Below are 14,030 nucleotides of genomic sequence, written 5' to 3' on the forward strand. Positions count from 1 at the left end.
ACGATACGTGAGTATCGTCTTTTTTCTTAGTTTTAAGTAGACTGAAACAATTCATTTGTTGGATAACGGTAAAGATGAGTAGCAGGGTAGTCATATATAGAAAGAGGGATAAGGCACATGAGCCTAGAGAACAAAACAATACAGGAAATGATTCAGTTACTGGTGGGAGATATTTCACGAATTATTACGGGAGTTCAAATAGATGCAATTCTAAACGAAGGAATCCGGCATGGGTTTCGTGATTTTGTAGGAGACAACGAAGAGAGTTGTGAGGTTGTAAGGGACACGTTTATTGGGTTACGTGAGGCGTTAGCTAAGCGAATTCCAGAGGTTCGAGACGTGTTCATGATTTGGGATGGGTATTTAGTTCCATTGCCATGTAAAGAAAAGGCAGTGAAGTTGATATGTAGTCAGGATAGAGTAAGCGGTTTAGTTGTATACGGAGGAGGACAAGCCTATCGATTGTTTATGCATGAGGGTAAGGATTGGTATACGGTGTCTCTTGTAAATGCAAACAGAGTACATGGGTTAGCAGATGTAAAAGAACGAATGCTTGAATATAGGGTATAAGTAAGAGGGGGATATAGATGAGCTTACCTTCATTTAACGATGAAAAAGGTATTTTGGATAAGGTGGCGTTAAACGATTCTACCTTGCAGGTACGTGAGTTTGACAGTAGTTACATTGGAGATATTCAGTATGCTACAGGGATTTATCATGCACAAAAATTAGGAATGAAGCTAAGACGGTTAGAGGTTGAGTTAAGAGGTGGAGAGTTAGTATTTGACGGCGGGATGTTTCAATCATCTACTGGGAACATTCGGTTCAATCGAGTAAAAGTAAATCCAATGGAGATATTCCGTGGGGTTGTACGTAGAGCAAACGATGAGTCGTTCTTCCGTCCTTCGGTCGAGGGTCACGGTCGGGTGACGTTAGAGAGTAGTTTCCGTTTTATTAAGCTGCTCCGGGTAGCTACGGAGAGTAAGGTTGTATTAGAAAAAGGGCTGTATTTAGCAAGTGCAGGGCAGTTCCAGTTTAAAACAACAAAAAATTTAAACTTAAGCTATATGATGTTTGCAAATAAATCTATGTTTCAGACAGACGTAAGGGGTAAGGGAATTATAGCGTTAGAGCTTCCAGTACATCCCAATGAGTTAGAAAAACATGAGGTGCATCCAAACAGACCGTTTCGGGTTGATGGGGATTATGTCTTGTATTGGGTAGGAGACTTAAAACGGACAGTTCGAACATCTAGTACGTTATTTGGGAGTATGGTGAACGGAGAGGGGTTAGTTGAGGAGTACTCAGGTAGTGGGTATGTAGTGACAGCGCCGACCATCGGGTATTACAAAACATTGTCTCTTGGAAAAGATGAGGGGCTGCAGGATACCCCAAACAGTGGTAAACACCAGAGAGGTGGGTTTCTATCTCGGTTATTGGGTAACAGGTAAAGAGTTGAGCCTTAGGGTTCGGCTCTTTTTCTATGTAAGGGAAAGCGTATTATTTCTGAAAGTTAACTATACGATAGTAAAATTTATGTGATAGCCAACCGACTATTTGATAAGGCAACCCGAAATAACCGAGATTACTTCGTGTATGATAAAGGAAACGTTACAGGAAGGGCGGTGTGCGATGGATTACGCAGACGTTCATGAAAGCTTGGACGTAAGCCAACTAACAGACACAGAGTTAGATGGGTTTGGTCGTAAACTAAGCAGACAGGTGCTGCTGCATATTGGAATGATTCGGTATGCAGGTTCTGTAAGTATTAAAACATTCGACTTATCTAGACGGGATGTTGGGACGCTCACAGACATAGCAGCTAGGCTAGTGTTAGGTGTGGATAGGTTAGGGATTGGTACATATCGTCTGGAGGTAATGAACTTACTGACGTACGTCGGTGATATGGTAGTTAAGCCAGTTGATGGGGTTATATGTAGCAATTCAGTCGTAAAAGACCTACAGAACAACATGATACGCGAGATGAAAGAAGCACGTAACGCTGCACGAAATCGCTCTGGGTACTGGAAGATATATTAAGAGTATGGAGGGGTTTGTGTGCGGGTAGTAGATGAGATAAAAGAGGTCTTAGATTCGGATACGTTATTGTATTTGGAAATAACAGAAGGTAAAGATGTTGTGCGATATGAGGAAGAAAATACGGATGTAGTGGGGCGCAGAAAGTGCAGTGAGCCTGTTACAAGAGCCGAACTGGGTGAAGTATTTGAGCTACTGACGGATGGAATGAGTAAAGAAGACTCAGGAATATTCGGAGTAGATTTTCAACGCATTTATACAATTTTTAACAATAAAAAGATTTATATTGTAACAACAGTCCTTGCTGACAATCAGATAGCGTTATTCGTTCGGTTTATATAAAAAAATCATACACAGGGTTAAAGTAGGAGGAGTATATCAAATGGTGGTTAAAGTATCGGATGTAACAAAGAAAGCAGTAGTAAAGAAGAAAGCTAAGAAGGAAGTATTTAAAGTAGATATAGCGAAGTGGCAGGGTCAAGAGAACTTAATTGTAGTTGATGTATCTGCGGTGATGCGTTCTAACTTCATTTCTATGGAGCAACCGTTTGACGGAAGTTATGGGAAATTTAGACGTGAACCAATGAGTTACGAGGTAAATGGAGTTGAGATGAATACGTCATCTTTATACGGATTACTACGTTTGTTTAGCAAGTACAAAAAGATTGAGGCGGATTACATTTTCTGTTTTGATACGCCTAATAACTTGTTAAAGAAAATCGATGCAAACTATAAAGCGAATCGTGTTCAAATGGGCGATGAATATTTTGACCAAGTAAACACAGCTTATAAACTACTAAAAGAAGCAGGGTATAAAGTCTTAGCAGCTGACGGGTTAGAGGCTGACCATATGGTGCATGCGGCTGTTGAGCAAAACGCAAGTTTATATGATAATGTTGCAGTTGTTACAAACGATAAGGATTTATCTTGTCTCGTGAAGGATAATGTTGTTTGGTTAAACGTATTAAACAAAAGTGGCGATATTACATTAGAAAATTATGAAAAAGAATTAGGGTGTCCATACAATAGTATTCTATTGAAGAAATGTATGGTGGGCGATAAATCAGATAATATCATCGGTATTTTCAGATTTGGGCAAGCAGCATTTGATAAATTCTTTAGAGAAGAAGGATTGGTTGCCGGAGAGGTTCGAGGTAACGAAAAAGAAATTATTGCAAACGCTGAGACGTTGTCAGATGATAAAAAAGGTCAGGCATTACATGCGTTAGAGCTGATTTTACCGCTTGAGGTAACGGCAGATGCAAGAGCGAACGATGAAATCAATCGTCAGTTGATGGTGGCATTCATGGATAAGTACGGCATGAAGAGCTTACGGAAAATTTTTGAATAAAGAGGTGCGTTAGTGTGGAGGAAAACAAGGCAGTAGTCCTAAATAAAGAGGACGATTTAGGATTTGAGATTGTAGAGAAGGTCGATAAGAAACCGGGGTTAGACTCTGTTGACGGTATGTATTACGTCGAAGGTACGGTCACGTTAAGTCAGATTTTTATACGTAAAAATGCGGGTACAAATATCGCACCTTCTTGTGGGTATAAGATTGCTGAGGTAGCAAGAGACGATGACGGGAACTTCATGTATGACGAGAAGGAAATAATGGGTGAAGATGATGATGGAAACCCAGTGCCTAAAATCGAGAAAACACCTATTTTGGGTCGAAGATTCCTTATGACAAAAGAAGAAGCAGTAAACTTAGTTGCTCGTTACGGGGTACGTAACGCCTATATCGTAACAAGAAGTCGTGAGAAGAAGGATAAAGAGACAGGAGAGGTGTTAGTTGAGGATACTATCACTTACTTGATGCCGTTTCCGGCTCGACTAGAGGCGTTTACGCAAGACGATAGACTGGTTAATGTTTATAAATACGACGAGAACGGGCGCTATGCAAAACCTCTTGAGCTAGCGGTTACAAAAGATGAGTGTACACATCCATTATGGCGCTTAATTGAAGATGACTATCAAAAACGATTAAAGAACAACAACCGTAAAAAAGGCGGTAAGAGTAGACAACAAGACCATTCACGAAGCGTAAGTATGTTAAAACAAACGTTGCAGAAGAGTGCGTTCATATCGAACCCATTTGCAAAATAATAAAAGGAGGATAAGAGTATGAATGACTTTTGGAAGGTAGATAGGATTGTAAAAGTAATAAATCAGTTAGCCGAACGAGGACATTCGGGTATTCCAAATTTAATGACGTACGTAGTAGTTCCTTATACAGCATCTGCAGGGCATAACCCTTACGACTTCGAGAGTGCGGATATTCAGTTAAGTGAGGGGTATGTGGTTGTAAAAGTAGCGAATGACTTATCATTAGTCATTTCGTTAACAGATGATTTCCCTGCTGAGCCTGACCGCAGGATGTTTTTACATCTTGATGAGGTTTCAAAAACAATGACGTTATACTTCAAGGTGTTAAATGACTGGGAACGAGTTTCTCAGCTTGATATGACGTCACCAAATGCAGCTACGGAGTACAAGCAAATTGCGAAGTATGTGGTGCGTGACCGATTGATGTCGGAGTACCAGAAAAAAGGAAACCGTATGCTTACAGAGAATGTAGTAAATCGCCAGCTTGACGACGGAGATTGGGAAAATGCATTCGTACGCAATGCGGTTATCGAGGAGATTAAAAACCCATCTCCAGAGTTTATCGCTGCAATTGTAAACCGATTATCAGATACGTATACAACACAGGAAAAACCGTGGATTACAGAGCGTCTAAACCCTATCCATAATGCCGGGTTAGAGGGTATGGTAACGAAGATTGTAAACGAGGGTTTAATCGATGAGCGTAGTAAGTATACGTATATACCAAAACCAAAGGATGAGCCGAAGCAAGAGGTAGAAAAACCTAAAGTCGAGGAAAAGCCGAAGGAAAAAGAAGTTGAAGAGGTAAAAGAGACAGTAGAAGAGGTTGTTGATAACAAACCTGCCCCAGAAAAGGAGCCAAGTTACTATAATAGTACCAAAGGCACTGAAACGGGCGGGACGGTTAACTTGTCAGATGTAATTGGGGCAAAGTAATAGTCGTAACGGTAAGGGGTGCATAGCATCCCTTTTTTCTGTGAAGGCTTGATATAAGGAGGTTTTTTAGAATGTCAGAACTATCGTGGACACGTAAATTTAGACCGAAATTAATGGAAGAATATATAGGTAACAGTACAATGAAGGGGAAAATAGCAAAGCTGCTTGAGGTAGGTAAGTTACCGCAGATGATGTTATTTAAAGGAGACCCGGGTACTGGTAAAACAACAATGGCTAGGTTATTGGCTAAAGCGTTAATGTGCGAGAGACCTGTAAACGGTAAGGCATGTGGCGGTTGTGATACGTGTACGAGAATGGACGAGGATTATATCCAGACGGGTAAATCACCTCGTGGAATCTCAGTATATGAATACGATATAACGAAGATGAATAAACGTGAAGATGCAACGAACATTGTAAGTCGTATGCAGAAGCGTACGTTAGGTGATACAAAGCGTGTGTTTATTCTGGATGAGGTGCAAAGGGCAACGAAAGAGGCGCAAAGTAGCTTCCTTAAGATTACGGAGGAGCCGATTGAGGGTTTATATGTAATTTTATGTACAACTGACCCGCAAGACCTGTTAGATGCCTTCAGAAGCCGTTTAATTAGCTTTAACGTACAAAAACCTACTGCTTCTGAAATAGCGCAGAGGTTGGTTACAATCTGTCAATTAGAGGGCGTAGATTACACGATGGAAGGGTTAAAGTTACTGGCTGATAAGTCTGGTAGAACGCCACGTGATACGCTAAACCGTGCTGAGGTTATTGCAGCGAGTACGGGGAACTTAAAACGAAATACAGTACAAGCAGAACTTGAGTTAATCTCTGAGAAAGTATTCGAAGACTTCATTCGTATATGCAAAACAGGAAAACTGCATGAGGTCACAACGCTTACAGCGACAATGGAAGAGAAGAATATAGGGGTTGTCGCATTTGTAGATGGGCTAGGAGACTATGTTGTACAGCTGATGAATATAAGAGCAAGTATCCGTTTAGATAGATATGATGAAATGCAAGTGAAAAAGATGCGTGACTTGATTAAGGGGTTAACGGATAGTGATATTATAAAACTATTGAAAGTATTGAAAGAGTACAGTGGAATTAAACGAAGTGCAGGATTCCTGTTGTACTCCTTGGCTGTAGAGGTAATGGCGGCGTTAAAGGTAGAGGAACGAGCGGTTAATATCACACCAGAAAAGGCAAGCAGCCGATATAAAGAAGTAACAAAGCAGGTAAAGGCAGGCAATACTAACCGAAAACCTGCTGAGGCTACAGATGCGGATATTGAAAGTGCGTTCCAAGGAGCAAAACAGGTAAGACGCTAGGAGGTGTATGTGGGTTTGGCAAAACGGGTGAAGTACACGGACTTAATTCAGTATGTAGCAGATAGATGTGGGGTTAGTTATCATAAATCCCACAGAATCATCAAGGAATTAAGTAAGGTACTGAAAGAGAGTATATCTCGAGGGGATACAATCCATTGTGAGGGTTTGTTTACTATCTCGTTTACGTATAAACGAGGCTCTATCTATAAAAATAGGGTGTTTGGAATACAGGAGCAGGTAAATGAAGTAATGCATCAATTAGGCGGGTTACAAGAGGCGGAAGTAATCGAAGTCGTAAAAGTGTATTACAGACGCATGCATGATTTAGTAGGTCAGGGATATCAAGTGAATGTAAAAGGTATCGGGTATGTGATTCCACGTGAGGGAGAAAACAAAGTGTATTGTGATACACGAGTATCTCCTGTATTGGATAAACCAGATATGGCTGATTTTCTCGTATTAAAGGACTCTGGTGAATTGATACTGGAGCAGGTAGAGAAAAAGGACTTACGTTTTGATATTCAACTAGATGAAAAAGCAAACGTGCCGTACATGGTTATGAAAGAAAGAGAGTTCCGATTTGAGACTGTCGAGATATAGAAGGGAGTGTATTGTGTGAGTGGGTTAAATAAGTTTTGGTTAATTGGCTTTATCGTATTTGTTGTAGTAGTGGGGATTGGACTTATAGCTAACTTGGTATATAGCTAAGTTGCGGTGTAGGTAATTGGTATAAGGGGATGCGGGTGCATCCCTTTTTATTATCAACAAAGGAGGGTTATTCGTGGCAAAAGATAAGAAAAAGAAACAAGAAGATGGAAAAAAGCCTAGGTTTACAGCGGGCAGACGGGCTTGGGATAAAGTAAGTAAAGCTATCAAGTACGATGAGTATCGCAGCGTGTGGAATAAGGTCGGAATCGCTTCCGGGTTAATGATTGTGTTGGTTGGCGGTACGGTGGGGTACTACACATGGAATACGCCGTTAGATAGAGCTGAGGGTACGGCAACTACGGAGTATGAAGATGTAACAAAAGAGCTGCGTAACGAGGTATCAAAAGAGGTAGGGTTTGAACTCCCTACAAAAGAAGAAGTGCAGTCTTTTGTGAGTAAACTAGAGAAACGTAATGGGGATTTACTCCCTATGGGTCGTTACAATGCGATTAAAGAGGAATATGGTGAGAAGGTTGCAGACTGTTACGTTGGGGGATTCCTGGTGAGTACAGGGATGTCAGAGGATGATAAAGAGCAGGTAACTCGAAATATCCGTGCTATGTACGATAAAAACGGTCTTGTGGGGATGCCTAAGCGTGTCGTATTTAATGAGCCGTTTGGAAAGCTAGAGAGTAAGGGTACACAAATGGGCGTAACAGCAACGGATTATTTTGTAGATACAAAAGGGTACGATAAGGTAAAAGGATGGAGTATTGGCTATCCTGCAGTACAACCTTCTGGATTTAGCGGTATGGACGGGGATAAAAACAATGAAGATATCCGTGAGAAATATAAAGGTAAATCTCTTGTAAGTTTCTTTGCATTTGCTGATGAGGATAAGAGTACAGAAGAGGTTATCAATGAGTTAAGTGGGCTTTCTGTCACAATTAATGGGAAGCAAGCAAAACCTGCAGGTACGATAGTAAAAAATATGGGTCGTGAGGTAGATATGGATTTGAAGGCAGTACCGTTTCTATTGGACTCTGATTCTAAAACAGAAGCAAAAGGAAAAACGCTACTTAAGGGTGGTTTAGTGACTGTCGTTTACGAGATTGATAATGAAGCGGTATACAAAGATGAAGCTGCTTTGCAAGACAATGAGGTAGATAAAGCAAAAATGAAGATTGAAGATAAAGAATACGATTTAGTTAGAAATGTAGCGGACTTTAAGGATGACCCTTACATGAACTACTCGGTTAGGGGTTGATAGTATGTTATACCCAACGCACAAGAGATACGGCATCTTTTTCGGGTTAATGACATTTCCCATTGGTGTCGGTTTAGGGGTCGTTCCTGTCCTCACAGGGGCTATGAGAGCAAGTGATGTAGCGATGGTACTTATTTGTAGCTATATGGCTATGAGAGGGGCAATATTCGGCGCAGAATTCCCTGATATTGATTCACCGGGTTCTATTCCTGCACAAAAGCATCCAATTATAAAGAAGATATTTAGATTTTTCGGGGTAAAACATAGGGGGAAATTTAGTCATGACGTATTTTCCCAGACAATGCTGTTTGGTAGTGTGTACTTCCTATTAACAACGGCAAGTAATCGATGGCTAAACAACCTTGTGACGGCTTCAAATTTCTGGTTAGGGGTTACGGTGTTAGCTACACTATGTTTCGTGTGGTTTGTAAGTTTAGATTTAGTAGATTTATTTAAGTGGGTAGCAAATCTGGGACATAACCAGAGATGGTGGACAATTTTAGATAAAAATCGGTTTAAAATCGGTGCAGGGATTGGCTCAGTGCTGACGGTATTAATGATGATGAGTGGAGTTATTGACGTCTTGGATGCGGTATTTATGCAAGTATCGGTATCGAGTGCGCTTAAAAGTGCAATGATGTTGATTTCAGCGTTTAAGGTGTATACGGTCTTTGCGTTGGCGGGGGTTTACAGTCATTTGTTCGCAGATATGACGACAAAGGCAGGTATTAGTATATTCTTTATTCCGCTTGCTCCGGCTAAGGTTATTTTAAAATTAAAGAAGATACCAATTATCGGGAAGTTGCTAATTCCTACTGAGTTTCGAACAGGTAGTAAGTGGGAAGATTTTAATCGACTTGTAATTACGTGTTTGTGTTTACCTGCTTTCATCATTGCGTTATACGCCGTTACAGGGTTTCAAATATTTGATGTGGTAGATACGTCAAATGTAGCAAATAAATAGCAAGGAGGGTAAAGAATGGGTGTTATTGCTGACTTTAAAAGGTTAATGGATTTCCAACGTAAGAAAAATAAAGAGGCAAGCGTAGAGAGAAGCGTTGCAAAGAATAGTGTAGTAGAGAATGAGTTTTACTCAGAGTACAGTTCGTTTACAGCAGGTTTGCAGGAGATGTTAGATAAGCATTTAGGTGAAGGGAAATGTAAAGAGGTAACGTATGAACCTCTAAAACCTGAGCATGCAAAATACTTTATTGCGGTTATGGATGACCAACAATTTAAACCTTACTATCATATGGAGAAAACGGTGGGAGGAGAGTTCTCGTTTAAACTTATAGATTTTGAGGATTCTGTAAAAGAGTTTAGCGATGAGGAAGATGAGATATACGGTTTGTAGGAGTAGAAAGTGGATAGGGTTAGATAATACCTACATAGAGTAAACCCCTATCGGTAAGTACCGATAACTTAATTATAACAAGCACAAGAATACCTCGAATGGCTGTGGAGTCCCCCACAGTCATTTCCTATGTTTTGAGACTTAGTGTCGACTTAATGTAGACCTAAAGTTGACTTATAAAAATACATGAAGAAAAGAGAATAGGAAGTATAAGAGCGATAAAAATTCGTGTGACTTTAAGTAGACTTAACGTAGACTTAAAGTTGACTTATACATAGATAGCAGTAAGGGTAAAGAGCCAGATGTTGATAACATTTTGGCTCTTTTTTCTTTGAAAGTAGATAGACTTGGGAATTGAGCTAGGTATAGTAGTGCGATAGAGGAGGATGATATTTTTGTGGTTTCGAGAGTTGAGTTTATTTTGGAAGATTGTCTTGGGTTCACTTGGTGCGATACTTATTGGTTTTGTTTCAATAGCAGTAATGGCAGGAGTGAACGGAGCAAAAGCGGGTGAAAGTTCCGGCGGAAGGGAGTCCACAACGACGGCTGACTTATCTGCGGTTAAAGAAGCAATGAGTAGCAATAACGAGCAGGATAGGGTAGATGCTGAATTAGAGGCGGAAAACTACGAGAGTAAGAGTCCAGATAAAGAAGATATGTCTACGTTTCTAAAAGATTATGAAACAAAAATATCTGCTGATGATGAGTCGCTAGAGGATGGTATTTATGTATTCTACGATAAGACGAAGAAGAGTGCGGATATCATTAAGGATAAAGTCGGGGAATACATCAAAGCAGATAAAGGTTACAAGGTTATTCCGTACTACATGAATGATGAGAGCTCAGGAATTGCAGGGTTAACAGTTCTTGCTAGGTTGCTAGAAGATAAATCGGTTTGGACAACGCATGATTTTCCTGAGGCGATATTTGTACGAAATAACTCAGTAGTTACAGTGTATAAACAAGGAAATCCGTTAGAAGAGTTGCCGAGAAATTACGTTAAATAAGAGGGGAGGGTTTAGTGATGAAGATGTACCATAAAATTGTACATGGGGTGTGTGCGTTAGGTATGGCGGCTGCCATGTTTAGTTTCAACCCTAAAGATGTACATGCAATTCGGCAGAACAAGTTAGATGACCCTGCGCCTAATACAGCATCTTTAGAGATTGAACAGGCAATTGCAAAAGGTAAAGAGTTGGTAGGGGTTACAGACTACTGGTGGGGCGGAGGTCATGGTGGAGCTGACACCAAACAGTACAATGACAACCCACCAAAATTGGACTGCTCCAGTTTCGTCCATTGGGCGTATAACAAAGGAGCAGGAATGATGCTAGGTGAGGTAGGAACAACTACTTCATATAAACAGTACTTCAGTAAGTACAAACTGACAGGTTTAAAGAAAGAAGATTTTAAGCGTGGCGACCTTGTCTATCTAAACGGAGGGACGCATATCGTTATTTGGTTAGGTGGAGATGCGTTTATTGGCTGTCAGGGGTATGGTTCTCCCGATAAAAAAGGTGGAGTACAGATTTCAGATACAAAAGGGTATAAAATCGATGGTGTTGTTATCCGTATCGATAAAAGCTCAGAGGGTGTTAAGCCGGGGAAAGCTGAGCCGCTTAAAAACGGTTCGGTTACAGGAACTACAGGCGGAACAACTACTGAGAAAAAAGAGGGTGAAGGTACAACAGCTGCAACTGGCGGAAGTTATAAAGAGCCATTTAATCCTTTTATACAAGTAGAACAAAAAGGAAATGTAAAGGGTGCAGATGCAGGAGATAGAGTGTTAAGCCAAGATGTATACATGGCGGTAAACGATTGGTTTAAGAAAGCACAGCATGGTTTGTTTATTCTAGCTATGTTACTTTCAGCGGTTCTTATTGTATATACGTCCTCGGTTATTGTTTGGTATTTTGCATTATTGCCGCGAAATGGAGCAAAAGGGTTGAATATGTTTGAGAAGTTTAGTGGTATGGATGCCATTCACGATAGACGTACGTCGCTTGACTTGTGTGGAAGATGGGTAGTTAGTATTGCTATCCTTGGATTCTTTGTCTCAAAATCGTATGTAGTCGTAATGAGTGGGATTTACAAAGGTATCCTGACTATTATGAGTTAACTGAAATGCAACATGGTTGGAAATGGTTTTATATACATAGGCATGAACCATGTTTATGTACTTACAATCGAATAGGAGGGATACCGAATGGAAACTGGTGGACAACAAGGATTATCGGATATCGTCAATTTTTTTAACATGCAGTCAACAACTGGTGATGTATCGCAGGCGCTTTCAGCATCTGGTTGGGCATTCAAAATTGCGTTATTCTTAATCATGACAATCGGTGCTTTAGCAATGGCTATTTGGTTATCTCGTATTGCAGTAGATATCATCTGCTTAGTAACACGAGGAACGGCTATTGAATCTAAAATGGGCAAATTCGGTACAGGTAAGGGTGACAGTTACTCTTCAGTTGGAGCATATGCTAAAGGTAATTTAGTAGAAATTATCTTAGTAATCGTACTTATCACATTCTTGATGACTGGTTGGTTATTCCGATTAATCGCAATGGCTCTAAGCGGTATTGGAATCTTAATGAACAAACTATTAGGCTTGGATATTTCGGGCGGATTGGCGACTTTAGATGCTGATGCATTTAAAGAAAACATCTCAGCTCGCCGTACAACAAGCTTACGTAACCAGTACGATGATGAGTTATCCTCAGTTCGTCACTACGCTAACGTTTTATACGATAAAGCTAAAGACGGAGCTATTTCAGATGACCCTGCTTTCAACCAAGCAAAATCAATGTACACTCAATCAATGGTTAAAGCTGATTTATTAGCAGCTGAGTTAAATAAACGTAAAGCTTCTGACGAAATGAAATTAGGTGCTGATTACTTCAAACAACATCTTCGCCAAAACGGAGATGGGGCTTGTAACAAATCATTCCTAGTAAATGACGTTCAAAGCACATACGGTAAAACAATCTCTTGCGCAGGTTAATCTGTTAAAAAGAGTAAAAGAGGATTCCATCGGAGTCCTCTTTTTTATTGGATTTTAAGGGGAAGTAGAAAGAACGTAACACGATAGATAAAAGAGTGAAAAGGAGGGGATTGAGTTGCGGAACAAGGCGTTAAAACTGGGGATGGCTTGTCTACTATTCCTACTTATCTGTATACCTAGTTTACTAGTTCCATCACCTGCAATGGCGGAGGATTGGGGGAGTTTTAACCTTATGACCAAAAACTCGCCGGGTGTAACAGCCGAGAAGATAAATGAGGTCGCTAGGAGTAGAGGGAGCGACTGGTTAGTGATTGGGGATTCTGTCATGAAAGCCAGTACCGAGACAGGAATAAATGCTTCTTTCATGATAGCGCAGCTCGTTATGGAGAGTGGTTGGAAATATAAGAGCTGTATGCCTAAGGATGCGTACAATTTCGGGAACATTAAAGGACAAGGTACAGCAGGTTCTACACATTGTTCAAGTGGTGCGTATGCGAAGAATAACAATGCGGACGAAGGTTTCCGTATGTATGCGGAGTATATTGCGAGGTATCCAAAAGGGACTGCCCCTGCAACGGATACACATAAAGCGGGAGACCCTTTAGAGACAATTAAGAAAATGCTTACGGTATATGCTCCTGAGAGTGACGGAAACAATCATGCGGAGTATATTGCAACAATGAAGGGTATTATGACGCAGTTAGGTCAGGATTATAGTGGAGAATTAGCAGTAGGTACAGGTGGCGGAGGAGTCACACCTACAAAAGATGGGGCGCAAATAAAGCAGCCTGACGGAACAGTAAAAGAAATTAAGTTCTGGATGGAGCCGAAAGTGGGCTTAGGTTCAAGTAAGGGGGTGACTGGTAGCTCTGATGAGTTTGATGGAGCAATGGCTAACGCTTTTAGTGAAGGTTCTAAAACTGCAAATAAGTGGCTCGTGAGGAGTGGAGTTGTTTTATCCGCTTGTTTACTAACCTATATTGCTGCTTCGGTTGCTATGTATGTAGTGGCGGTTAATGGGTACGCAAGCGGTCGAGTATTTGAAAAGATGACAGGAATTACAGATGCCGATTATGGAAAGAGAACTATAATGAAGCTGACAGCTAGGGCATCCTTAGGTATCGGGGTCGCTGCGTTCTTCCTTACCAGTATGTATGTACAGGCAATGCACGGGATTTACAGTGGCGTGTTAAAGGTAGTTAATATCATATCTGGATAACAAATGAAGATGATAAGCACAAGCACTCTTTCGGGAGTGCTTTTTGATATGCTTGGTTAGATGATAGAAAGTGTACTGAAAGAGACTATAACTACTTGAAAGTGAGAATACATAGGAGGTGGTTAAAC

Annotated in this window: 16 protein-coding genes; all 16 read left to right on the forward strand. The window is 40.6% G+C overall.

All coding sequences use genetic code 11. The annotated features are described in order from the left end of the window. Positions 1 to 117: 117 nt before the first annotated feature. Complete coding sequence (locus tag ACYFX0_RS18750) at positions 118 to 570, forward strand: hypothetical protein (protein WP_460271296.1); 453 nt, start codon at positions 118 to 120, stop codon at positions 568 to 570. 17 nt (positions 571 to 587) lie between these two features. Continuing rightward, complete coding sequence (locus tag ACYFX0_RS18755; protein WP_440028021.1) at positions 588 to 1,451, forward strand: AIM24 family protein; 864 nt, start codon at positions 588 to 590, stop codon at positions 1,449 to 1,451. Between the two features lie 181 nt (positions 1,452 to 1,632). Then, on the forward strand, positions 1,633 to 2,040 hold the full coding sequence (locus ACYFX0_RS18760) for a hypothetical protein (protein WP_460271298.1): 408 nt from the start codon (positions 1,633 to 1,635) through the stop codon (positions 2,038 to 2,040). Positions 2,041 to 2,058: 18 nt separating this feature from the next. After that, positions 2,059 to 2,379, forward strand: coding sequence for a hypothetical protein (locus ACYFX0_RS18765; protein ID WP_460271299.1), 321 nt, complete (start codon positions 2,059 to 2,061; stop codon positions 2,377 to 2,379). Between the two features lie 40 nt (positions 2,380 to 2,419). Then, positions 2,420 to 3,388, forward strand: coding sequence for a hypothetical protein (locus ACYFX0_RS18770; RefSeq protein ID WP_460271301.1), 969 nt, complete (start codon positions 2,420 to 2,422; stop codon positions 3,386 to 3,388). 14 nt (positions 3,389 to 3,402) lie between these two features. Further along, positions 3,403 to 4,146, forward strand: a complete 744-nt coding sequence (locus ACYFX0_RS18775) for a hypothetical protein (RefSeq protein ID WP_460271302.1) — start codon at positions 3,403 to 3,405, stop codon at positions 4,144 to 4,146. 18 nt (positions 4,147 to 4,164) lie between these two features. Next, the gene (locus ACYFX0_RS18780; protein WP_460271304.1) at positions 4,165 to 5,082 is read left to right on the forward strand and encodes a hypothetical protein; all 918 of its coding nucleotides are present in this window, start codon (positions 4,165 to 4,167) and stop codon (positions 5,080 to 5,082) included. Positions 5,083 to 5,153: 71 nt separating this feature from the next. Next, on the forward strand, positions 5,154 to 6,407 hold the full coding sequence (locus ACYFX0_RS18785) for a DNA polymerase III subunit (RefSeq protein ID WP_460271306.1): 1,254 nt from the start codon (positions 5,154 to 5,156) through the stop codon (positions 6,405 to 6,407). A 15-nt stretch (positions 6,408 to 6,422) separates the two neighbouring features. Beyond that, the gene (locus ACYFX0_RS18790) at positions 6,423 to 7,007 is read left to right on the forward strand and encodes an HU family DNA-binding protein (RefSeq protein WP_221660311.1); all 585 of its coding nucleotides are present in this window, start codon (positions 6,423 to 6,425) and stop codon (positions 7,005 to 7,007) included. Between the two features lie 181 nt (positions 7,008 to 7,188). Continuing rightward, positions 7,189 to 8,322 carry a hypothetical protein gene (locus tag ACYFX0_RS18795; protein ID WP_460271308.1) on the forward strand — a complete coding sequence of 378 codons (1,134 nt, stop codon included), beginning with the start codon at positions 7,189 to 7,191 and terminating at the stop codon, positions 8,320 to 8,322. Between the two features lie 4 nt (positions 8,323 to 8,326). After that, a complete protein-coding gene (locus ACYFX0_RS18800; RefSeq protein ID WP_460271309.1) occupies positions 8,327 to 9,286 on the forward strand; it encodes a hypothetical protein in 960 nt (319 codons plus the stop codon). Positions 9,287 to 9,301: 15 nt separating this feature from the next. After that, complete coding sequence (locus ACYFX0_RS18805; protein WP_221660314.1) at positions 9,302 to 9,676, forward strand: hypothetical protein; 375 nt, start codon at positions 9,302 to 9,304, stop codon at positions 9,674 to 9,676. Positions 9,677 to 10,071: 395 nt separating this feature from the next. Then, positions 10,072 to 10,683, forward strand: a complete 612-nt coding sequence (locus ACYFX0_RS18810; protein WP_460271311.1) for a hypothetical protein — start codon at positions 10,072 to 10,074, stop codon at positions 10,681 to 10,683. A 17-nt stretch (positions 10,684 to 10,700) separates the two neighbouring features. Next, on the forward strand, positions 10,701 to 11,795 hold the full coding sequence (locus ACYFX0_RS18815) for an NlpC/P60 family protein (protein ID WP_440028037.1): 1,095 nt from the start codon (positions 10,701 to 10,703) through the stop codon (positions 11,793 to 11,795). Between the two features lie 87 nt (positions 11,796 to 11,882). Beyond that, positions 11,883 to 12,683 carry a hypothetical protein gene (locus tag ACYFX0_RS18820; RefSeq protein ID WP_221660317.1) on the forward strand — a complete coding sequence of 267 codons (801 nt, stop codon included), beginning with the start codon at positions 11,883 to 11,885 and terminating at the stop codon, positions 12,681 to 12,683. Between the two features lie 115 nt (positions 12,684 to 12,798). Beyond that, positions 12,799 to 13,902 (forward strand): glucosaminidase domain-containing protein, encoded by a 1,104-nt coding sequence (locus tag ACYFX0_RS18825; protein ID WP_460271313.1) that lies wholly within the window; start codon positions 12,799 to 12,801, stop codon positions 13,900 to 13,902. The last annotated feature ends 128 nt before the right edge of the window (positions 13,903 to 14,030 follow it).

Source organism: Bacillus sp. NEAU-Y102 (assembly GCF_054788175.1).